This is a genomic window from Pseudoalteromonas sp. PPB1, from assembly GCF_015356275.1.
Classification (GTDB): domain Bacteria; phylum Pseudomonadota; class Gammaproteobacteria; order Enterobacterales; family Alteromonadaceae; genus Pseudoalteromonas; species Pseudoalteromonas rubra_D.
Map to the genome: position 1 here is coordinate 1 of NZ_JACEQV010000009.1, position 25,714 is coordinate 25,714.

Genomic DNA, 25,714 nt, shown 5'->3' on the forward strand with positions numbered 1-25,714 from the left:
CTGCCCGCACTTTTAACCGCCGCACTGACTCCGGCAATCGTGGGCTCAATGAAAAAGTGGCTCATATTCAAATCAGCATCAAAACACTGGCTTATCTCACTGACAATTTGCATCGCCAGCAAAGAGTCACCTTTCAGTGCAAAGAAATCATCATAAATACTGATCCGATCAAGCTGGAGCTTACTTTGCCACAACGCTTGAATCTGACGCTCCACGTCACACCTTGGGGCTGCAAAGGTGCAAACTGTCGCTAAACCCGACAAGTCCAAAGTCGCTTCAGTTTTCCCTTTGTCTTTGCGGCTTTGATCGAGCCACTGTTGACTCACTCCTACAAACACCGCCGGTATCATATGATGAGGGATCCTTCGCTCTAGATGCTCTCTTAATAACGGGATAGCTTCATGATCTGAATAGCCAGTTCCATGGCTTAATACAAAATAAGCAACTAGGCTTTTACGGCTCTCAATACTTGCAGGAATAACTTGAACATCATTTAGTAACTCACTCGCATCCAAACATTTTTCTATTTCAGCGATTTCATCGCCACGCAAGTGAGCGCCCCCCAAACTTTGCCTTATTTCACTGATTTTCTCAGTTGTTGAGCTATGAAGTTCTGCCACTTTCTCAGCATTGTCATAATGTGATCCTGCTCCTTTTTCCTCCACATTATTCCAACACTGGGTCAAAGAAGTCTCGTCTTGCCATAATACTTCCGAAAGCAGTGAGCTGTACCTTGCCAATATAGACTGCACTGTTGCTTCACAAAACAACTCTGCATCATATTGAATACTAACAACGACTCCAAAATCTCTAGCCTCTACTTGCAAAACCAGATCAAACTTTGTTGTCGATAAAGAATGATCAACCTCTTCAACTTCAAGCCCATGCAGTGAGAACGCTTCTTGTTGAGAAGGAATAGAAATAAACATTACATTTACCAACGGTATTTCGTCGTCAGTACGTTGAATATCTAGTTCATTGATCAATTGTTCAAAAGGTAAGTCTTGATGTGAAATAGCCGAAAGCACAGAGTCATTGACACTGTCAATTAGCGCATGGAACGTTGCACTAGAGTCAACAGAGCTGCGTAAAACCAGTGTATTAACAAAAAAACCTACGACATTTTCCAGGGCTTCTTCTCTTCGGTTATTTACTGGCGTGCCAACTATAATGTCGTGTTTTTTACTAATTAAAGACAGTATTGCTTTAAAACATGCAAGGTAGACAACAAATGGAGTTGCATTTGTCTGCTGGCTTAACGTTGTAACTCTATTGTCTATTTCAATTGGAAGTACACAAGAGACGTTCGCACTTCTACGAGTTCTGTTTGTCGGTGGCTCAAAGTCACGGCCCAGTGATAACTTCTCGGGTGGGTCGCTTAACTTATGTTTCCAATAATTGAGACTCTCAGCTAAATATTGCTGATTCACCGTTTTTTGTTCCCATTGTGCGTAATCTGCATATTGATAGCGTAAGTCTTCTAATGGACTCTCCTTTCCAGCTATAAATGCGTCATACAGCGTGCCGATCTCACGACCAATTAAGTCAAGCGACCACTGATCAACAGCAATATGATGAATTACTATATGCAGTACATGTTCATTCTCTTTAAACTGTGTAAGCGTTGCCCTAATAACTGGCCCGCTACTAATATCAAAAGGCTGATTTGTTTCTTTCTCTACCTGACGCCTTAACTCTTCTTCTCTCAACTCAAGCGGGATATTCTCTACACTTTTTTGCTTTAGTTTAAACCCTGAAAAGTCAGCAACCTTTTGATATGGTTCACCATTAAATTCTGAATAATGTGTTCTTAAAATATGATGTCGCTCAACTACGCAATTTAGACTTTTGTTCAACGCAGCAATATCTAGCTCACCTTTAATATAGAAAACTTGAGAAATATTATAAGCACTCGACATAGGGTTTAACTGGTCGATAAACCACATTCTCTGTTGAGAAAAAGACAGCGCTAAGTTATTTGTACCCCGACTAGATTGAAGCTGAGTACCTGCACCTATAAAAATACCTTTACTTTCTAAAATTCTCGTAAATAACAGCTCATGTTCAGGTGATAAAGGTGAAACGTCGGATGTTCTGTTAGCCATAATAGTATTCCTTACCCTACATGATATCTATTTAACAACACTGTTCGGTGATATGTTCTCTTCCTCACCATGATGAGTAATTAAACTATTCACATCAGCATCAGACAGATTTGCAATATGTAGATAGGCTTCAACTAGCGCTTCGGCTATTTCTGCACCGCCACATAACAAAATCAATTCGCTACTTAACCCTTCGATGGTCGGCTTAGCAAAAAACGACTTCAATGGAATTTCAAGCTGTAACTTATTTGCCAATTCAGACAGCATATTCACGGCTAGAAGTGAATGCCCTCCGAGTGCAAAAAAGTCTTGGTCAATGCCGATGGCATCAACACCTAATGCAGCTTTCCATGCGTCAGCAAGAAACTTTTCTGTAACCGTAGAAGGCGCAATCAATTTATCTATTGATTGCGTCAAATTAGGTTCAGGTAATGCTGCTTTATCTACTTTTCCATTCAGCGTAAGAGGAAGCTCTTCTAATACAACAAACGTACTGGGAATCATGTAAGAGGGTAAGGTATCTTTAAGCTGAGTCCTCAACTCTTCTATCACAAGTTCATTGCTAACGGCCGCATGGTCAGCAATGAGAATGTAAGCAACCAGGAGCACATTGGAACTCTGCTGCTTGTCATCAAGTTTAGAAACGTTCTTTTTAACAACCACGGCAGAGACAACGTGAGCATGTTTTTCAAGCTGGAATACTATTTCTCCAGCTTCAATCCTAAAACCATTGAACTTAATCTGGTCATCATTTCTCCCTTTGAATTCCAACTGTCCATCTTTTGACCAACAAACCAAATCACCAGTTTTATACATTGCTTGTGAATACTTACGATTAAATCGATCAACAGTAAAACTCTGATGAGTTAAATTTGGTCGATTATAATATCCACGGGCAACACCCAGTCCGCTAATATATAATTCACCAATGCTTCCTTTTGGAGCTAATTGACCAAAAATGTCCGTAATATAAACTTGAGTGCCATTGATTGGCTTACCGACAGGGACTGTATTTTCTGTTGCTTTATCAAAACTAGCCCAAGTTGAGTAGGTCGTCGCTTCAGAGGGGCCATACAGGTTACACACCCTCCTCTCCCCCTCAAGTGCAAGTAAATCTCGCAACAATACTGGTGGTAGCGCTTCACCAGCCAAATTAATGACTTTTACACTTTTCGGAAGCGCATTATGTTCATACAATGCTCTGCCAACAGACGGCACGGTGTTTATAAGAGTAATATGATCATATGGAGCGTCAATTAACGACAGAGCATCGGATACGATACAAACACTGCCGCCATTACATATAGGCACCAGTAGCTCGAAAACAGATAAATCAAAGCTCAACGCAGTCGATGCCAGCACCGACTTCAATTCATCTTGAGTATAAGATTTTGAAGCCCAATGTATCATAGCAGTAGCATTTCCATGCTCTATCGCTACAGCTTTAGGTTTTCCGGTAGAGCCCGATGTATAAATCAAGTAAGCCAAATCACTTGCAGACGGTTCCTCAGCTCTAGCTTGATTTATATCATTAGGTTGATATTCTGAATTTATACTATCTTCGATATGTATAACTTCACTGCTTTCGGCTAACCATTGATAATCTTCACTTAATAAGCTGGTCAACGTAACCCGAAGCCCACTATCTTGAATTATGTACTCTATGCGTTTCTTGGTAAACTTAGGGTCTAATGGTACATAGGCAGCGCCCGCTTTAAGAATCCCCAGCAATCCCACTAGCATGTTGATGCCACGATCTATGTATAAGCCAACTAAATCACCTTTTTGTACACCTTTACTTCGCAGTAATATAGCGGTTTGCTCAACTCGTTCATGTAGCTCAGAGTAAGTCACTACTGTGTCATTAAACTCTGCTGCTATATGGTCAGGAGTTTTCGCTAGCTGAGCGGAAAGTAATGAAATAATTGATTGGTTTGTATCTATTTCGCTCTTTGCAGAGTTGAGTGTGCTAATCAGATCATATTGCTCTGCTGATGTCAGCATAACTAAGTCAGATAACTTACCCTCACTGAAGTTCAAGACACTTTTTGCCAGAGAATCAAGGTGAAGCCCAAACCTAATGACCGTGTCCCGGTCGAACAAATCTGTATTATATTCAAAATCGAAAACAAGCTTCTCTTCTTGTGTCACATTGAGACTAAGATCATATTTTGCATTTACACTCGCATCATTGATGTTCTCAACTTCAACCCCAGTCATTCTCGCCTGGTGACTATGCACTTTAGATTCTAAATTTAATAAAATTTGGAATAAGGGTGAATAACGCACATCACGCACTGGGTTTATTTGTTCAACCAAATGCTCAAATGAAATATCTTGGTGCTTCAGCGCATTCAGGTTTACAGACTTAACACTCTGAAAATATTCGCGTACGCTAGCCCGCTCCTCAATTTGCGTACGTAAAACCAATGTATTAATGAAACAACCAACCATTGGTTCAAGTTCTTTTTGTGCACGATTGGCAACTGGCGTGCCAATAACAATATCTTTCTGCCCACTATGCTTGGCAAGCAATATCGCCAATAGCCCATGAACTAACATAAACAAGGTTATATTATTCTTTTGAGCAAACGCGATTAAATCCTTAGATATTTTTTCATCTAATACAAAACGATGACTATCGCCATTAAAAGATTGGCTGTCGGGTCGCTCTCTATCAAGCGGTAAACAATGTACCGGAGGTAAATCGATCAGCGCTTTCTTCCAATAATCCAGCTGTTCAAAGTACTCTGCACTTTCCAGCCAACTACGCTGCCAAATTGCAAAGTCAGCATATTGAATTTCCAGAGGTGGAAGTTGATGAAAGTCGTTAGACAAGAGAGCATTATAGTTACTGACAAACTCATTAAAAATAAGATCTAGAGACCAACCATCGGCTGCAATATGGTGCACATTGATCAAGATGACGGTATCAACACTTGAGCATGTTAATATAGTAACTTTTATCATTAAGTCTTCAGCAAGGTTAAACTCATACTGAATATCATCTTCTATTGCAGACTTGATTAACTCTTGCTGCTTCTCGGCTGATAAAAAAGAAAGATCCTGCCGATAAAATTCAAAACACTGGTTCGAAATTACCTTTTGCTCAACACCATAGTTACTATCAACATATACTGTCCGAAGTATTTCATGTCTATTGATTAACTCACGAAAAGCTTTTTCAGCAACCTCATGATTAAAACTCCCTTTTAGCTTAAATGCAGATGGCATGTTAAATTGCGCGCTTCCACCTTCAAACCGATCAATAAACCATAAGCGTTGCTGAGAAAAAGAGGTTGGAATACGCTCATACTCCTCAGCTCTTGGGGTGATTTGAGAGCGAATAGGTTTACACCCTGAATTTATAATTTTATCTGCCATCTCCTTCAATGATGATGACTCAAAAATATCTATTATTGATATCTCCACATTGAAGGTTGAGCGGATTTCCCCTATTAACCTTAATGATAATAATGAATGCCCCCCTAACATGAAGAAATCAGAGTCCTGTTTAATTTCTTCAACCGAAATATTTAGCAGCTTTGCCCAGATTTCAGCAAGTGACTGTTCACTGTCACTCAGTGGTAAGTTTGCATTTATCGATACCTTAAAGCCGCTAGGATCTGGCAGCGCCATTTTATCTACTTTACCATTGGAGTTTATCGGTAAGGAGGGAACAGCGATGACAATCGCAGGTATCATATAATTAGGAATAGAGCCTTTGAGCTGCATTCTCACTTGCTCAGTGAGCTCATGAGAATTTAAATCCGATGCCTCGGAACAAATGTAAGCAATCAAGCCCTTTCCATCAGTAGACGCATTATCGGTTCTCATCAAAATAACGGCTGCTGACGTAATCCATTCCAGTTGAGTTAAATTGTACTCAACTTCCGATAGCTCTACTCGAATCCCATTGAGCTGCACCTGATCGTCAACTCTCCCTACGTAATGTAATGCTCCATCAGCAGTTTGTCTCACCAAATCTCCGGTGCGATAGAGTCTCTCTTGTACTTGGGTATTGTTTGGATTATCAATAAAATTAGCCGATGTTAACTCGGTATTTTGGTAGTAACCACGAGCTAAACACCCACCACCAATATACAACTCACCGACAACCCCTAATGGCACTGGGCGCAGCTCTGAATCAAAAATATAGCCATTGCGATTGGGACCGAACTCACCAAGTGTAACCCTATCAGACATTGCACCTGATATTGCCGTGATCACCCCCTCAGTCGGCCCATAAGCATTAATAAGCAGACACGAAAACTGCTGCGCATACCACTGTTCTACCAGAGCTTTTGGTACAGCCTCTCCGCCAACAAACATAAGTCTTAGTTGACTCTGTCTGATAATATTCGACCACTCACCCTCGGTCAGAGTTTGCATCAATAGTGCAGGTGGCAGATCCGCAACTGTGATACTTTCGTCAAATATATAATTCAAAGGGTCAATCTGACTCTTAACCATGCCCGATTTATCATAAATATGACAGCAAGCACCACTTGCTAACGCCATAAACAGCTGTTCCAAAGAAGGATCGAACCCAATAGAGGAAAAACTTAATATGCGATCACTGTTAGTTATCTGGTACTGTTCAACCATCCCCGTAATATGCATCGCAAGTGCTTTATGCTCAACCATTACCCCTTTTGGTTCGCCAGTGCTTCCTGAAGTAAAAATGACATATGCCAGTTGTTCTAAATCCTTTTTACTATTCTCAAGATTTGAGACAGACTCAGCTTCCACCTCTTTTTCGATGAGATTTAAATTTAGAGTTCGGCATGTATCATTATTCGTGAAGTCATCAGCTGTTTTTTCATGAACGACAAGTAAATTAGGCGCTGCGCGACGAAGTAGCTTTGATTTTCTTTGCTCTGGTTGGTTTGCTTCAATCGGAAAATAAACTCCACCAGCTTTAAAAATCGCAAGCACAGTTATTACCCAATCAATAGAGGGCTCTAAACATACTCCAACCAATACTTCGTTACCAGTTTCATTGGTCGAGATTAAATATCTAGCTAGCTGATTGGACTTATCATTTACTTCTTTATAAGAAACTGTTTCACCCTGATAAACAACCGCTTTACTATCAGGTTTATCCATCGCAATTTTTTCGAATAACTGACAAACACTAGAATTTTTATCAGTGGTCAACAGCGAGCCTTTCAAGCGCTTAGACAAATTTTGTTCTTCGGTATCGCTTAACATCTTAATATCTAGCAAACTTTCAGCAGAACCTAGCAAACAATTCAAAATATTTTGATAGTGTTCGCTCATCCTTGTTATTGTTTCACATGAAAACAAATCCGTATTGTATTCAAAATTGAAACTTACCCCATCATGAACTTCATTAGCGTCAAGGCTAAGATCAAATTGCGCAGTTGAATGACTTACATCCGTTTCTTCATACCTTTCAAATGAAAAACCTTCATTACTACTAGTAGTATTTGTAGCCAGATTCAAACCAAACATAATCTGAATAACTGGGGAGTACTGGGTACTTCTTACAGGATTTAAGTGCTCAACAATCATTTCAAAAGGAATATCTTTATTTAAATGAGCATCCAATACTGTACTTTTTACCTCTTGGAAAAAGTCTTGCGTACTTTTCTTGGAGTCACAATCGACTCTTAAAACCAAAGTGTCTACAAAGAGGCCAACCATGGCTTCTAGCTCTTTTTGGCTTCTATTCGCATTAGGTGTGCCAATAACAACGTCAGACTTGTTGCTATATCGAGAAATCAGAATTGAAAAAGCCGCATATAACACCATGTATAGTGTCATTTGGTTATCAACTGCTAACTTTTTGAGTTGTTCCAATGTCGCTTTATTGATGAAAAACTCTACACTATCACCATTAAATGTTTGCAGTGCTGGTCGTTCATAGTCCAGGGGCAGCTCATGAACAACTGGAATGTTATTCAATTTATTTTGCCAATACGCTAGTTGCTTATTGGTATCTTTGCCACTCAGTAACTTGTTTTGCCAATGAGCATAATCAATATATTGAATAGGTAAAGGTAGTATTTCATCTACTTTCCCTTCCAGGACAGATTGATATTGTTGAATAAATTCCGCATAGATTATCCCGAGAGACCAGCCATCTGAAGCTATATGGTGACTATTGGTAACTAAGATAACTTGACCTTTTTCAGTTCGAATAGCCGTTGCCCTGAACATAAGGTCTCTATCAAGCGCAAAAGGCTTGTTAAGGTCTTGCGCTATGACTTCATCAATCGCCTTCTGCCTGTTCGCTTGTGGCATATCGAGTAAATTAACTTTGGTTAATTTGAAGTCACTTCCTTTTAGGACGCTTTGATAAACTTCCCTTGTTTCTTCATCAAATTGGTATACGGTACGAAGAGACTCATGACGTTCGATGATGCGTTGAAATGCAACTTCTGCAATCGCTTCATCAAATTCACCAGTAATTTTAATAAATTGGGGGATTTGATACTGTAAACTGCTGCCATTTAACTGATCAATGAACCAAAGGCGTCTTTGAGCAAAGGACAACTGATAGCCATCTTTGGTCCTATCAACTCTTTGTAAAGGTAGCTGAACTTCATCACTATCGGATTTGCGGCGATGCTCTGTAATATATTCGCTCAATAGGGCTACAGTCGGGGCAACAAAGACACTTGATAGAGGTAATTGTATTGACATTAACTGCTTTATACGCGACAACATTTTTGTGATAAGCAGTGAATGTCCGCCTAGTTTAAAGAAGTTTGCATTAATATCGATTTGCTTGTGGCCTAATACATCACACCAAATACCCAATAATGTTGACTCTTGTGAATTTCGGGGTGGTGTTAGTTGCTCTGACTCTTGACCCATTTCAGGAGTGGTAAGGATCAACTTCTGTCTATCAATCTTATTACTCGTATTGAGAGGCATACTGTCTAGAAACACAAACTGAGTAGGGATCATATATTCAGGACAATGTGCCGACATCCACGCTCTTAAGCTTTCACTATCCTCTTTACTCCTGTGCGCAATATAGGCAACCAATCGACTCGTCTCTCCCTCGAGCAAGAGTACTGCACAATGAGTAATCGCAGGGTGTTGAAGCAAAATAGCCTCAATTTCAGAGGTTTCAATGCGATAACCTCTAAACTTAATTTGATTGTCAACTCGACCACGATATTCAATTTGCCCATTATTCAAATAGCGACCATAGTCACCAGTCTTATATAACTTAAACGAACAGTCTTTATTAAAGGGGTTATCAATGAATTTTTCAGCGGTAAGCTCGGTTCTATTCCAGTAGCCCTTACCTACAGTTGGCCCCCCTATGACAATCTCCCCGTACAGCCCATGAGGCAGTACTTGATTAGATTCATCTAAAATGTAGACATACATACCAGCATTCGGCAGCCCAATAGGAACCCTGTCCAGGCTTTGTCCTGCAACTGCTAACTCCGAAAGTTCGGCAGTCGTCGCACTGACCGTGGTCTCTGTTGGTCCATAGGTATTTAGCAGCCGGACAGATTTGCCAAACATCTCTAACCACTTATTCACCAAATGAAGGGGAGCAGCTTCGCCACCAATAATGACTAACTTGACTGCGGCTGGTAATTTACGAGCAACACTTTCATCGCTCAGATAGGCAACCAACTCGTTCCAGAATGACGTTGGCAAGTTAATTACTGTCAGTTTATTCCTATCAACTTCGTCCAAAAAGCGATCCATTGTTGCAATCATTTCTTCGTTTCGAAGGTATAAACTTGCCCCGCTAATTAAACTCGGAAAGATTTCTTCACAGCTTGTGTCAAAGCTAATAGAAGAAAATTGTAGAACTTTGTCTTCGCTGTTAAGACTAAACTTCTCTGTGGCATTGTGGGCGTAATGACACAGACAGCTATGAGGGATCATTACCCCTTTAGGGGTGCCAGTCGTGCCTGAGGTATAAATAATATAGGCTAAGTCTTCTGGTCTTGTATTGAAAATTTGCTCTTGCGAACTTAACCCACTCTCTTGTCCCTCATCAGCCACTAACCAAGCACACGGCATCTCTTGTTGTTGCAACTTTAGCGAAAGCTCATGATTTGTCAGAACTTGTGAAATACCCGCATCTTTAATAATAAAATCAATACGTGTAAAAGGTAATTTGGGGTCTAAAGGTACATAACATGCACCCAATTTCCATACTGCGAACAAGCTTGCAATGTAATCTACAGAACGTTCAAAGTAGAGGCCGACTCGATCATGTTGCCGCACTCCATTAGCCTGCAATTGTTGGCTAAGTTGATTGATGCGCAGGTCCAACTGAGCATAAGTGATGCTATCATCACCACTAACGATTGCGGTCTTAGTTGGGAATCTACTGATACTGGCGTACACAAGTTCATATACACTGTTTTGTGAGCGTGGTAGTGCAGACTCTCCTCGCGCACTTTCCAGCACCTTAGCGCGTCCAGTATCAGAAATAATATCGAATTGAGATAGCTTCTTATTCGGGTTTTCAACAATACTTTTCAATAATTGCTCATAACAACTGGCAAAGCTTTGCATTGTGTCCTGTGAAAACAAAGACGAGTTATACTCAAAAGCAACCACTAAACGATCAACCAACTTACTGACATTCAGGTTTAAATCTAATTTAGAGGCACCATTGTCCCCACTTAGCAAAGTCACATATTGTGTTACCTTGCCTGTCGGCCATGGTGTATTTTGAAAATCAAAACCCGCCTGGAAGAGAATATTACGACTGGGATCTCTATCCGGGTTGACAGCTTCCACTATCGAGGCTATCGCGACATCAGCTTTATCATAATCAGATAAACAGTGATGCTTAACTTTATTCAAGAAACTCAAAAAGCTAGGGTCTTCGCCAAAGCTAGCTCTCATCGGTAGAACATTAGAGAAAAGCCCCAGTAATCCCCAAGAATCCTGTTCATTTCGATTAGCTGTAGCAACACCTAATACAATATCTTTTTGCCCTGACAGCTTACCCAGCAATACGTAAAATGTGGCGAGCATTGTCATAAAAAATGTAGCCTCGTGCCGTTTACCGAGGCTGTCTAATTTGCTGGTCAACTCTCTGTCGATAGGTAACTCAACGATAGCGCCTTGTGTCGAAACGATGCTTGGCCTTGCATGATCAGTCGGTAGCTCTAATGTCGGTTCAATATCAGACAACCGGCTTTGCCAATATTTCAGCTGCTCTTCTACAACGGCATCCGTAGAGCGTTTTCTTTGACGACGCACAAAGTCACCAAATGATTTTGGTAGCACCTCCAGCTTGGGAGTAGTTCCCTCCGTATATGAAACATAAAGATCTGAAAACTCTTTAAGAAAGACACCAATGGACCAACCATCAAAAATGATATGGTGAACGGTGAAAAGCAAGACATTCAACTCTTCTTCTATTTGAACCAACTCAAATCGGTAAAGCGGGCCTTTGGCAAAATTAAATGGTTGTTGCGACTGTTTGGCACTCAGTGCTAAGACCTTTTCCTGCCAATCACCCTCAGCCCGAAAGTCAGCCTTAGATATCTTGATTTCAACATCTTTTTTATCCTGAACCTTTTGAACAGGAAGATCATTTTTCATTAAAATAACTGAGCGTAAGGTATCATGCCTGGCCACTATCTCATTGACCGCGCTGACAACAGCTTGTCTATTCAGCTTTCCATGAAGACAAAAAGCCAAGGCAATATTAAAAGCAGTGCTAGTTAAATCCAGGTTCTGTTGAAACCACATAGACAGCTGTTCACTTGATAGTGGATAAACTGATTTAGCAGCTACTTTCGACTTTAATATTTTTGCCAATGCTTCGCGCTTTTCCTGCGCCGTCATATTATTAATATTATTATGATCCATATGACACCTTCTTAAATTAGAGCTAGCAATTCTTTATTAATTGCATCTATTATTTTTCGACGTTGTGTATTTATAAAAAAATGATCACCGTCATACATTTCCAATTTGTAAGTGGTCGCAGCATGAAGCTGCCACTTCTCAAGGCGTTCAAAAGAAATGCGCTTATCTTGTGTGCCACCAAAAACCGTCATTGGAACTTCCAATGGTTCTATCGTCTGACACGTATAAGACTCGCAAATACGCATATCAGAACGTAAAATTGGAAGTGCATAGGTAATTAATTCAGGGTTTTTTAGCACCTCAGAAGGTATGCCATTTAGCTTTAATAACGCTCTTAGAAACTCTTTATAACTCAGGTCACTGATACAATTAGGCTCTCGTATATGAGGAGCACCAGCAGCGGAGATAAACAAAGAGTCAGGTCGAACTCCCGCGCACTTCCACAGGGCCCTAGTCAATTCGAAAGCAATATATGCACCCATACTGTGGCCAAAAAAAACAAATGGCTTATCAAGATAAGGTAAAATTTGCTTTCGCAACTGTTCAACAAGTTCAATTAAATCAGTTAATAACAATTCATCTGAACGAGATTCTCGGCCTGGGTAGTGTATAGCTACAACCTCAATATCAGGTGGTAATAGGTTGCCCCAATCTTTGTAAACAGCCGGCCCTGAGCCGGCATAAGGAAAACAAAAAATACGGCAGCTTGCGTCCGGCCTTGGCTGAAAAACTCTCAGCCACTTGGACTTGTAACTTGTACTCGCATTCATCAAGTCATTCACCATTACTAGTTCACTTCATCAGTTATCGACTCATTCCACTGAAAAGCCTTTCTTCGCACAGAGTGAGACGTATTGGTTACATCTTGAATAATACGGCCGTCATTAAACCTGATAATTCGGTCGGCAACATTGAAGTAGTAATCGTCATGACTGATAACAATCACTGTCTTCCCTTTTGCTTTTAGTTCAGGGAGAAGGTCATGGTAGAAAATATCTTTAAATACCGGATCTTGATCTGCCGCCCACTCATCAAAGACATAAATATTTCTATCTTCAATAAATGAGATGAGCAATGCCAGACGCTTACGTTGACCAGATGACAATTCCACAGTGGACAACTTCCCATCTTCAACAGAAACTTTATCTGTCAGGCCGAGCTTAATCAGATACTCCTGCACTTTACTATCACCGGTCTTATTAAGCAGGCCGTAAAGATTTTTAAATAAGTAATAATCAGAGAAAATTGCAGAAATATTCTGACGATAATCATCCCTATTACTATTATCAATTGGCTTATTATTTAATAAAACATCACCACTTGATGGAGTGTAAAGTCCCGTTAAAAGCTTAACAAAACTGCTTTTACCACAACCATTTCCACCGATTACAAAAATGACTTCTCCAGCACCAATGCGCAATGATAGGGGACCTATTGAAAATCCCTTTTCACTGTCATTTTCTTTTTGGTATTTATATTCAACTTCGTTGAACTCTAGGCTATTAAACTCTGTCGGTTTATAGGGCTTACTGTCAGCTGATTTGACATCTGTCTCTTTGAGGCTAGATAAAGACAAATTCAATGAATTTATTTTATCCATTGCCACGTCAGCCTGATGAAACATGGGGATCGAGCCTACACTCGTAGTAATTGGCACTCTCATATAAAGAGCCATTAATACGAACCCCGTGAGAACACTTGTTTCATAAAATGTCACTAAAGGCGCTACAAACACAATTAAGCCTATGAGCGCTGAATAAATAAACTGCCCATAAGAGTCCGCAATCGCAAACACCTTATGCCAGCCCCAAGCTACATTCATCATCTCATCAGCAGTCGTGGTTAACTCTTGCTCGTAGAAATTATCTCTTCTGCTGCGCTGTAACTTTAATTCCTTGTTACCGTTGATGAGACAGTTGTAATGGTCAACTAGATCATCCCACTTAACCCGGCCATCTTGGAGCAATGGTCTCGTTTTTCTGGCAATAGCCTCATAAGTAATTACACCGATAGTAAATACAGCAAGATACGCAAGAGCCAGAGACCAAGAAAGCCAAAATAAGTAACCGAAGCAAGCCAGAATGACAGCGAGATTAGTGCACAGTACAGGGAACTCGGTTAGTGCCTCGGCAACCGTATGAATATCCTCAGTCAATGTTGCCATTAACTTCGATGAACCATGTTTTTCCAATTCACTGTAAGGAGAAGCTAAGAGCTGTTTACACAGCTCTAGTCTCCATTTTTTAACCGCCTTTACTGACAGCTTTAGTAAAAGTAAGCGAGACACTAACCCGGCTAGCAACGCTACAGAAGTTCCTCCCAAAAACAACCACACGAATAGTGTTAGAGGGTTAGAAATTTCCGAAATAGTGTCATTGATTACCGCAATAACTAACGTGCTTGCCGTACCACTTACTATGCCAGCAATAACCGAGAATATAAGTAACCCCGGTGAAAACTTGATTAAAAATGGTAGAACTTTCATTTTATTAATCTCATTATTAATATATTAAATAAGCTTCACTATTATTAGGATTAGGCTTCAGCTTCTGCATCAGCAAATTCAGCTAATAATGATTCCACTTCATCAACAGAAAGTTCATCAATATTATCAAGTATCCCTTCAGCACCATCGCCACTATCCTGTTCATCAGTATCAAAACTCTGATTTAGAATTTGGTCTCGGATTACTTTCGATAACTCTTTAATACTGCATCCTTTAAGCAAGTTATTCGTCTGAACAACAGCATCAATACTAACTTCAAGGCGATGCTTTAACTCAAGAGCTACAATTGAGTCGAGACCTATAGCAGTTAAAGAGATATTCATATCCAGTGTTTCAGGGTTGATCATCATCGTTTGACAGACAACTCGGTGTATTGTCTTTTGAAGTAGCTCAAGCTGACGTTCACTATCAAGTTCTATAAGATGGCCAGCTACGACTCGATTATGCTTGTCACTTTCACCTTCATCTTGCTCAGGCATTAAATCAGATAAGTAAGGTAAGCTTGCCAAATGAGGGAAACATTTACCCCATAATGACCAATTCATAGGCAGCGTAGCAATAATTCCTTTTTGCTGTGTTGAAATTAAATCCTCCAATAGGTTCATACCATCGATGAGTGGGATCATACCCATCCCATGCTCAAGAAGGTTTTCAAGGTTATGGGCCGCAGAAGCCATACCAACTTCAGCCCATGGCCCCCACCCTATGCTTAGCGCGGCTTTTCCTTGATAGTTTCTGTGCGCAGCGAGACATTCCAAAAATGCATTTGCCGCTGCATAATTTGATTGACCAGTTGAACCAATAGCGGAAGCCAACGATGAGAACATCACAAAAAAATCTAACTCATCTTCACCGGTCAACGTGTGCAGATGCCATGCACCGTCTATTTTCGCAGGCATGACATTACGGATCTGCGCTTCATCCAATTGAGTAAGCAGACCATTGTCTAGTATCCCAGCTGCATGCATAATCCCACGCAATGGAGGCATATCTGTACGAATAAATTTCAATAATTCAGCTACTTGCTCTTGGCTAGAGACATCTACTGCCCTCACTTCACAGCGAGTTCCTAGATTTTCCATGTAGGCAATTTCTGACATTGCTGTTTCACTAGGACGCCTCCGCCCAAGTAATACAATATTCTTCGCTCCTCTTTGGGCCATGTACTTAGCAATACTTAGCCCTAATCCACCAAGTCCACCGGTTATTATGTAAGTAGCATCCGCTTTAAATGCGGTGTTTTCTTGTTTATCTTGGGCTATATCTCCAACTGGGAATTCAACAGTAATATTTGACCCTGCCCCTTTCATCAAACCAGTAGCCAGCTCAGGGAGCTCTACACTTATCGAAGAATTACTAGCCGTTAATTTTTCTTCCGCGAGTAACTGAATAATGTCTTTTAAAATTGTAATGACTTTTTCTGGATGAGTTCTCTCCAGGTGGTGTATATCACAAGAGAAAAGTGATGAATAACCCGAGAGATTAAAGTTATTTAAATTTGCTTCCACACCAGATTCATTAACAGCCAAGTCGATATAACGACCAAAGCTATTTACTCCCTGAGTCGCTTTAGCAAAATCAAATCCACTCACACAGTTCGCAAAAACATGCACGCCATCTCCAGCTGTACCATGTTTGATTTCCTCAAATACACTTGGATTTGTGGCATCAAACACATGATCTGCACCTAGACTTTTCACCGTAGCGATCTTTTTAGAACTCGCAGTCGCATAAACAACAGCACCAAGGTGCTTAGCTATTTGAACTGCTGCATGACCATAAACAGAGTCAGCACCATGAATTAGAACGCTTTCTCCACTTTCAAGTTTTACTAACTCTTTCAAAGTAAACATAGAAAGTACAAAAGGTCTGTAAGAAGAGAACCCTTTATCATTGATATGGTTAGGAAGAGGCGCTAAGCGAGACACATCAACATTTGAATGCGATGCAAGCTTGCCATCTGTTACTGCAACAACCTTATCACCTACAGCGAAATCTTTTACTCCAGTACCAAGGTGTACAATTTCACCAGAGCAAAGTTCACCGTTACACTCAAGCTCAGAAGTATATTTCAGGTTATCCAATACCTTCCAAGCAGGTATAGTTGCTTTATTTACCCGAATTTCTACTTCACCAACGCTTGGCGTCCGCCTTTTGCTTTCAGATAAATGAGTAACAACACTGCCCTCTTGTCGACTAACCAACACATTAAATGATTGTTTGGTATCAAATGGCAGCGCCTGTGCATTGCTATTGCTTTCTTGAAGACTTAGCTTGTGAGGCTCTAAGCGCGCAACGTATCTGTCTCCCCCCCTGAGCACAACTTGATCTTCTTCATTATCAGAGTAAATCTCTTCACAAAGCAGTGACACCTCCAACGGTGAACTACTTTCACTAAGATCAATACGGCAGCAACGGAACTCAGGGTGCTCAATTGCAATTCCTTTAGCAAATCCTAGTAACGGAGATTGTGCGACTGACAAATGCTCCAGTTCGCCAGCGGCTTGCGCACCTGCGGTTACTAACCACAATCTAGGCCTACCTGGAATACCCACTTTCGAAATAGCTTGAATTGCATATGCAACGCTCAGTACGCCACATGTAAGATCTTCGGTAATAGTATCTATATTCGTATCTTCACTCGGAGCCGCATTTAAACTCCATAGATGAATGATGCCCTTGCAGTTTTTATTTGGTGCTGTAAAGAAATCATTGATTACCTTTTCAAAATCTGCTGTCGAAGAAGAGCGGATAGTAAATTCATTTTCAGATTGCACACCGAAGTCTGATCCAGACTTAACCATACATACTTGCTGATTATTATCCTGCATCCAGCTTCGAACCAAATCCCCAGTACTGCCTTCATCAGCAAAAACAAGCCACGCACCAGACTCTTTCTCATTACTCTGATACGTTGATTCACGCTCTTTTAATTGCCACTCGACATCAAAAAGCCAATTCTTCGGCTCAGTTGGTATATTACTAGTGCTATCAGACGCCAATGAGTTTTGTTTTAAAGCAATCCCTTCGGCAATAGCAAGCACTTCACCCGCTGCATTCAATATCCATGAATCAACTGTCACAGCTTTATCTTGCTTACTTTCACGCATTTTTGAGTAAACATACTCTGCATGCTCTAGTGATTTGAAAAGCTTAATGTCCCCAATAGATGAAATTTCAAATTGATTTGCTCTGCCTCCCAGGCACGTCAAACCAGTCTGCTCCACAGCCTCAAATATTAAGGGATGGAATAAATACTGTTCCATATCATCTATTGACGCTGACGTGTCTATTTTTGCCAGTGCACTATGATTTTTAATCCAAATAGTATCTAAAACTTGCAAAGCCGAACTATATTCAATGCCCACTTCTTGTATTTTGTTATAGAAAACACTGCCATCAAGTAAGTCATCTGGAGTCTCTTGTAGTGCCAGTATATTAAGCGGCTCAGGTTGCTCGTTTCGCTTATCTGCACTTGTTACATCAGCAGAAATTGAACTGATCCAGTTTTCCGATTTGCCCTCACTTGCTTCAGATTGATAGGAAAACAACGCCTTTTTCAAGCCTTTTTCATCTTCCAGTATTGATACTTGGTATGCGTGAGTGCTTTCACCAACTTCCAATGAAGCTAGACTATGGAAATTAATTCCACTTAACCCACTCATTTTCACTTTGCCAGCCTCTTCGTATGCGGCTGCTAGAGCAATTTCGAGTAAGATACCACTTGATAATTTGCTTTGACCGTTGACTTGTGGGCCTTTTACAAATGGGACAACTTGCTCATCAAGTAACACTTCCCATGTTGGGCTCGCAACAGGCATCTTGTTCGTAAGTAATGGGTGATAACTTGCTTGGAATAGGCCTTTTTGAAATGGCCCGTCTATCCAATATGCTTTTCTATCCCATTGATAATTAGGTATCGTTCTTAAGAACTTCCCTTTACTATTTAAGACAGACCAGTTATTGAACTTACGCTTGGTGTATAGTGCTGACAGTGTCAAATAGATAGATTTTTGATCGTCGTTTTCTTTATTTAATGTATTAAGAACAGTACCTTCTTGATCGACATTTTTGAGTGTACGAGTTGTGGCACCACTCACTACCGGGTGAGCTCCAACTTCCATAAACAGATCAAAGTCTGCTTTGGCAAGGGTTTCTATTGCAGCTGAAAAGGAAACCTTGTCACGTAAATTATCTCCCCAATAATTTGCATCCAGCAGCATGCCCTCACTAACCCAATCACCAGTGACCGTAGACACCATTGGCACTTTCCCCTGACGAGGCTTAATATTAGCTAGCTGATCAACGAGTTCTTTTTTGAGTGGTTCCATCTGAGGGCTATGGAATGCGTAGTTAACCGGTAACGGGATCACTGTAATCCCATCGCTTTGCAGCATATCAATTAAATTATCTACGCCTTCTGTATCACCTGAAATAACAACAGTGCCTGGCGCATTGACAGCAGCAATAGATACCCGATTTTCATAAGGCAGCAAGGCTTTTTCAATCTCTGCAACTGAAGCCTCCACGCTCACCATACGACCGTGACCAGTTGCTTTTTGCATAATGCGCGCACGATTGGCAATCAAGAAGCAAGCGTCTTCAAAGCTAAGGGACTCAGAAACGTATGCTGCCGCTATCTCACCCACACTATGACCTACAACGGCATCTGGCGTAATTCCGTATGACTCAAATAACTTTGCTAACGCCACTTGCACAGCAAATATTGCCGGTTGAGCATATTCAGTATCATTTAGCTTAGAATCTGACTCATCAGCCATTAATACTTCAATCAGTGACCAGGATGTATGCTTTGACAGCTCTTTATCGCACTGTTCAATAAAGCTACGATAAGCAGGCTCTTTATTGAATAATGTTCTACCCATCGCCCACCACTGTGAGCCTTGACCAGAAAAAACATAGGCCAATTTAGAAGCAGAACTTTCTTTATTCATGTACCCATAAACAATGTCAGCATGATGGTTTACGCTACTATAAGACTCTAAAGCCTCTGCAATCTCGTTCTTATCAAACCCAACCACTGCAAGCCTATGCTCAAAGTGAGTACGATTTTCAGTGAGCGTATGGTAAACGTCATCCAATGAGTTCTCAGCGGAACTGTCCAGCAAATAATCAGCCATTGCTTGAGCATTTGCTTTCAAAGAAGCCAAACTGTTACCACTTAAAGGTAAAACATGAATACGCTTGTGGTCGTCAGTGGTATCTAGCTCTGCATGAGGTAGTTCATGACTTGTATAATTATTTTCTTCTAATACCAGGTGAACATTTGTACCACCGACACCGAAGCTATTAACCCCAGCAAGAGCAGGTCTCGCATACTCAGGTAATTCCCCAATCTCAGTTTGAACATTTACACGTAATTCATCGAACGGGATTAACGGGTTTGGGTTGTTGAAATTCAGGCTTGCAGGAATTACCCGATTCTTCAAGATGAGCGCTGTTTTTATCAAGCTTGCGATCCCCGCAGCTGATTCAGCGTGGCCTATATTTGTTTTTACTGAGCCAATTGCACATTCAGTGCCTTCAACTGCACCAATCTTCAAAACTTCACCTAAGGCATTGACCTCTATGGGGTCGCCCAATGCAGTGCCTGTACCGTGTGCTTCAACATAGTTTAACTGACCAGGTGCAATTCCAGCATCTTCACATGCACTCAAGACGACTCGTTGTTGTGCCTCGCCATTAGGAGCAGAAATACCACTACTTTTACCATCCTGGTTGGATGCAGTGCCTTTAATTACCGCATAGATCGGATCATTATCAGCTTTTGCTTTAGATAGGGGTTTTAATAAAACTAATCCAGCACCTTCGGAACGAACATACCCATTAGCACTACTATCAAAGGCTTTACAGCGACCATCTAGCGCCATCATGCCCGCCTTTGACAACGACATAGTAACGATTGGTGACAATAAAATATTCACCCCGCCAGCCAATGCCATCTCACATTCACCAAGGCGCATGCTATTACATGCCATGTGTACTGCACTTAACGATGATGAACATGCCGTATCTATTGCCAATGCTGGACCGCGTAAGTCCATGAAATGTGAAATCCTACTTGCGGCATTTGTCAAAGCACTACCTAAACCAGCATAAGCATCAACTGAATTTTGTTCGCTGAACTGCATATGTGCATAGTCACTACCTGAGATACCAACAAAGACACCTGTTTTAGATTCGGCAATGCTTTCAGGTACAATGCCAGCGTCTTCAAAAGTTTCCCAACCAAGCTCCATCATCAACCTATGCGCAGGGTCCATGCGTTTAGCTTCTCTCACCGAGAGGTTGAAGAAGTTTCGATCAAGTTGGTCAATGCCTTTTAAGAACCCGCCTCTTTTTGTTGCCAGCTTGCCTACTGCGAGTGGGTTTTCATGATATAACGCTTCAACATCCCAACGCTCCAACGGGACAGTAGCAACTGACTCAAGACCATTACATAAATTTTCCCAATACTCTGCTGGCGTATTAGCATCAGGGAAGCGACAGCTCATACCTATGATTGCAATCGGCTCGTTTTGATTGTATTGGTTAATTTTATCCAATGAGAATTCAAGGTTTTCAGCGGCAAGACCTTGAACAGCAGAGTCACCTCCACTCATTTTCTCAATTTTTGCAGAAAGTTCTCTAATCGTTAGCTTTTCGCTGAGTAATGTAGGAGGGGGAGTGTATGCATAAGTTACTTCAATACTGCGAATTAATTTTTTTACTTCCTCAGTATTTAACGCACATTCAGAAAAGGACTGACTGTGACTTATTTCTTCGACCTTCTTGCCACTTAGCATTGCTATCTGTTCAATCAGCCACGCTTCCATGTTACTAATCGTTTCTTCAGCAGACTCAGCATTAGAAGATTGATCAACAGCTTGTTCAACGCTGTTATGTATAGTATTAGCTTGCCAAGCATGTATGACTTTGAATTGGTTGGTGAGGAATTTTTCTCGGCAAATACTACGCTGAATTTTTCCACTTGTCGTTTTAGGTATACCTCTGTGCATCAATGAAATGCTGTATGGTAGAATTTCATGCTCAGCAACAATACGATCGCGTATTGCATTAACAATGGCTTCATATTCAGATTCTGAATATGTCCCTTTCTTCTTTTCAAGCTTAGATACAACAACTAAGCGCTCTTCATCTTCTACATCTATCGAAAATGCAGCTGTATTATTTTTAGAAATGTATTCATGAGCACATTCTACTGTGTCTTCAATGTCACAAGCGTGGAAATTACCGCCTCGGATCAAAATAACATCTTTTAATCGACCACAAACAAAAAGCTCTCCTTGATAAAGAAAGCCTAGATCACCCGTTCTCAAATATTCAAGTGGGCTATCTTCATTGGCAATGCTTGCTGAGAAAATCTCGTGACTCTGCTCTTCATTATTCCAATATCCTTGTGCAACGCTTTCACCACCGACCCAAATTTCCCCAACCTCTAAGTCTGGCTTTTGTTTATGGGTGTCAGCGTCAACAATTTTAACTTTATAATCACCAATTACTTTGCCGGAAGATGCTATCGCTCTCGAGTTTTCATTTTGTGATTCGCAAATTACAGCACGATTATCTTTCAAAGCATCAATATCGAAATAATGGGCAATCGTCGGCTTTGACATTTCGCTACATGTAACCATTAATGTCGCTTCAGCAAGTCCGTAAGCAGGTTGAAATGCCACACTATTGAATTGGCAACTCGCAAATTTCTCACTAAATTCTCGGATCGTGGATGCTCTAACAGGCTCGGCAGCATTACCTGCATAGCGAAGGTGAGATAAATCAAGAGAATCTAACTCTTCGTCAGATATGTTTCTTACACAAAGATCATATGCAAAATTAGGAGCAATTGTGCCCTCAGCTTTAAAATCACTGATCGCTTGCAACCAGCGAAGTGGTTTTTGCACAAAAGAATCTGGTGACATAAGAATTCCATGATAGCCACCAAATAAAGATTTTAAGATACCAAAAATGAGACCCATATCATGGAAGTTCGGGATCCAACTGACAAAACTGTTTAGCTGAAATTCGCTATCAAGAATATTAGAGTGGTGCATCAAGTTCTTGTGACTTACCATTACACCTTTGGGAGTCCCTGTAGAACCTGAACTATATTGGATAAAAGCTAAATCATTTTCATCTAATTCAGGTTCAACCCACTGCTTTTCAATAGAAAAATCTACATCTTCAAAATTTAATAGCGTGTTTTTTTCAACGTCGATAGCATGGGCTGATAAATTCTGAGAGATCGTTTTTACGGTTAAAATAACCGAAGCGCCAGAATCATCTAATATACGATTTAAGCGCTCATGTCCAAATCCTGATTTAGGCACACTTGAAGGAACTGCTACCACCCCAGCATATAGACAGCCTAAAAATGCACTAACAAACTCCAATCCCGCTCGATAAAGCAATACGACTCGATCGCCTTTACTCGTATGCTTCTGTAAATATACCGCAATACATCGAGCTTGCTGATCAAGCTCTGCAAAGGAAATTGATGTTTCATCTCTGTTTTCAGATCTTGAATAATATTTCAGCAATGTATAGGCAAGGTCTGTATTCCGCTCTACAGCATATTGCTGCGTTAATTGAACCAGTGTTTTATGTGGCTTAAACGTGGAGGTCATTCTATTGCTCACTCTAAAGTATGATATTACTCATTCCATAAAGGCAAGAAAAACTTCAGTCTCGAATATATGGAATTTTTATTATTTGTTTTTAATCCTGCTTAAAACGCTGAAAAAACCACAAAAAACAATCACAAAAATGACACTAAAACTAAGAAAATCACCTTATAAACCTAGCAAGCATATAAGTTATAATTTTTATAAGACTTTACAAAAACCAAGAAAAGTCATTAAAAAAATGACTTAAAAAGACAAGTAAAGCTCACTCATTTAAAGATGTGATAGCGAACCTTAAAAAATAGAAAAGAAGTGACAGTGAATAAGCCAATAAATCCTTTTTTATTAAGTAAGTTCCTAATTGCAGCCTTGCATTTCACTTTAAACACTCAAAACCATAAGGTTCATCATGCATCAAACTAAAAATTCAGCAAATTCATCATGCAGTATTAAATGTTGAAATTCAATTACCCAAATGGGGAGGCTCAGCAACAATAAAAACATCACGCAACACCAAAAGAAACAATTAAGATAAAACAACGGGTGAAAATTAACATTTTATCAAAAAAATAAAATTGCATATTGCCTCCCTTACTCAATTGCAAATAAAGGGATAATGACTTATTTTGATAACTATTAAGTCGTCGTCTTAATATGAAAGAGCAGATTAGAAAACCTCACCATCAATGGGCTGTCGACAAATGATACATCTGCCTTGGTACTTTCTGGCGTATGCATCTATACATCTTATTCAGAGGCTGTTTTAAACATGAAGTAGGCGCGTTATAGCGTGTTTTGTGGTTTGCTTTGCCCTGCTGAGCCAGATAGTCTTGCAATCAACACTGACAGTAAGACTGTCTGACCTTGTAGCGGGGCCAAAAAGAAGGATTGAATGTATGACATCAAACATATCTAATAAGACTCTTTACTAGACTCAGCTCTTAGGTGAGCTGCATCTTAAACCCAATCGATATAGCGCAAACCCTAGCGCACATAAGTTTAAAACCACAGAAGCCTGAAATAAGCATCCGTGACAATTACGGATCCGCAATCAAAAGGAAAGTCAGCTTAAGTATTTTCAGAAATCCTTCCGAAGGCGCTTGGGGCTGCTGTATTGATAGTTCGCGTCATCATACAGCTCTTACTAACAATGCTGGCACGCCGGGTTTTCTGCACTATACGTGTACCTGCACGACTGCATTTCACAAAATGGCAGAATGCATTTGTGTGATAACAAAGCGACTCAAGCGAATAAATACCAATGTACATTCACGCACCAGGCCAGCATGACTGAAAACAGACCTTTACACTTACTATCGTTTTCCGGTGGCTATGTATGATTTTCGAAGGTTTTAGACTCACGATTGAGAGCCTAGGGGATAAAAGTACATTGCTAGCAATACAGACGAAAATAAATGACAGGAAAGAGCATGTTTGCTCTGTACAGGGTCAGGGTCAAGAGGGAGAGCACGCAAAATCATAATTAAATAGTTTTAAAATTCAAAAACTTAGATTTATTCATAACGTTTTAATTCATCAAATTACAGAACACTATGAGTGTTTCCCTTGCATTTTGTTCGAATACACCACCTTATTGTCATATCAGCTTTCATATTGGCGCAGCCTCAAACAGCTCGCGCCAACGTACCATTAATTGCAACAATACTAATCAGAGTTAATAACTAAACTGATTCGAACAAAAACCATACAAAGAAATCAATTAGCGTAAAAATCGCAACAAAAAAAATTATGAAATTTTTACTAAAAGTAAGTTTCAGGAGAGAAATCTCGCTGAACAGGTGCATAAGTCACCACATTTTGAACGAAAAACACGTTTTTTGCTTGTCAAAAGTGCAGCTTAAAAGCCAGAAGAAAGTGTGGTAATGACAATCATAGTTCACCTCGCGTCTTATGGGGTACGCTGGATATATGTATACAATCACAGTAGACAATAGAGGTTAACTTATAGCCAACGCGTTCATCTCGGCCACTTTTGAAGTTGAACTTTACTTTGTGCATCTTTTCTCTTTCCAGAAGCGTAGAGCAAATACAAGTGGTATGCTGCGTCAATATATAAAGAAAGGTATTGATTTGAGACAAATAAGTGATAAAAATTTCGATGTCGTGATAAATTTCCATCGAAACCACCACCAGATGCTTGCAATTGATGAGTTCAGTCATTGAGAAATACGGTGTATTTAAAACCTTATGTGCTGATTGCGCTGGAATATTCGGAGGCTCTCAATGTAGCCACTTGTAGTGGTCTAATAGATCCGGACACATTGACAAGAGACAATAATGTCAAACATCGCGCGCTCCTTGGCAACGCAAAAACGACAATACAATTCATACCCTAAAGAAATTAAATAAGTGGCAGCCACCTTAGTCAGTGAACAAGGTTATGCAGTAGCTCAAACCGCAGAAGCAGAAGGCGTCAGTACCCGTTTTCTTTACACGTGGAAGGAACATATTGAACAAGAGCAGGCTGCACAGCTCGCTGAATGATATGAGTCCAATCGAGCATGAAAATGACAAAAAGAAGTATTCGCTTGGATTTGACCAGTACAGTGAATTAGTTACAAAAAACCCGGCTTATATAAGCCGGGTTTTTCAGTTCATTCAGAAGT

Annotated in this window: 6 protein-coding genes; 1 reads left to right on the forward strand and 5 read right to left on the reverse strand. The window is 40.4% G+C overall.

What is annotated here, in order from left to right:
* The 5 genes from IY568_RS10725 to IY568_RS10745 form a co-directional block, all read right to left on the reverse strand.
* Positions 1-2,105, reverse strand: a 2,105-nt coding sequence (locus IY568_RS10725; protein WP_228553279.1) for a condensation domain-containing protein, incomplete at its 3' end; no start/stop codon positions are given.
* 27 nt (positions 2,106-2,132) lie between these two features.
* Positions 2,133-11,939: a non-ribosomal peptide synthetase gene (locus tag IY568_RS10730; RefSeq protein WP_194867530.1), complete on the reverse strand. Its 9,807-nt coding sequence runs from the start codon at positions 11,937-11,939 to the stop codon at positions 2,133-2,135.
* 11 nt (positions 11,940-11,950) lie between these two features.
* Complete coding sequence (locus IY568_RS10735; protein WP_164517546.1) at positions 11,951-12,709, reverse strand: thioesterase II family protein; 759 nt, start codon at positions 12,707-12,709, stop codon at positions 11,951-11,953.
* Between the two features lie 17 nt (positions 12,710-12,726).
* Positions 12,727-14,424 (reverse strand): cyclic peptide export ABC transporter, encoded by a 1,698-nt coding sequence (locus IY568_RS10740; RefSeq protein WP_194867532.1) that lies wholly within the window; start codon positions 14,422-14,424, stop codon positions 12,727-12,729.
* 50 nt (positions 14,425-14,474) lie between these two features.
* The gene (locus tag IY568_RS10745) at positions 14,475-23,090 is read right to left on the reverse strand and encodes a type I polyketide synthase (RefSeq protein ID WP_194867533.1); all 8,616 of its coding nucleotides are present in this window, start codon (positions 23,088-23,090) and stop codon (positions 14,475-14,477) included.
* 2,367 nt (positions 23,091-25,457) lie between these two features.
* On the opposite strand from IY568_RS10745, the gene IY568_RS24735 reads away from it, so the two are divergent.
* Positions 25,458-25,592, forward strand: a complete 135-nt coding sequence (locus tag IY568_RS24735) for a transposase (protein ID WP_323744742.1) — start codon at positions 25,458-25,460, stop codon at positions 25,590-25,592.
* The last annotated feature ends 122 nt before the right edge of the window (positions 25,593-25,714 follow it).

Coding starts and splice junctions, on each gene's coding strand:
- IY568_RS10740 (WP_194867532.1), bottom strand. CDS start 14,424: ATGAAAGTTCTACCATTTTTAATCAAGTTTTCACCGGGGTTACTTATA.
- IY568_RS10730 (WP_194867530.1), bottom strand. CDS start 11,939: ATGGATCATAATAATATTAATAATATGACGGCGCAGGAAAAGCGCGAA.
- IY568_RS10735 (WP_164517546.1), bottom strand. CDS start 12,709: ATGAATGCGAGTACAAGTTACAAGTCCAAGTGGCTGAGAGTTTTTCAG.
- IY568_RS10745 (WP_194867533.1), bottom strand. CDS start 23,090: ATGACCTCCACGTTTAAGCCACATAAAACACTGGTTCAATTAACGCAG.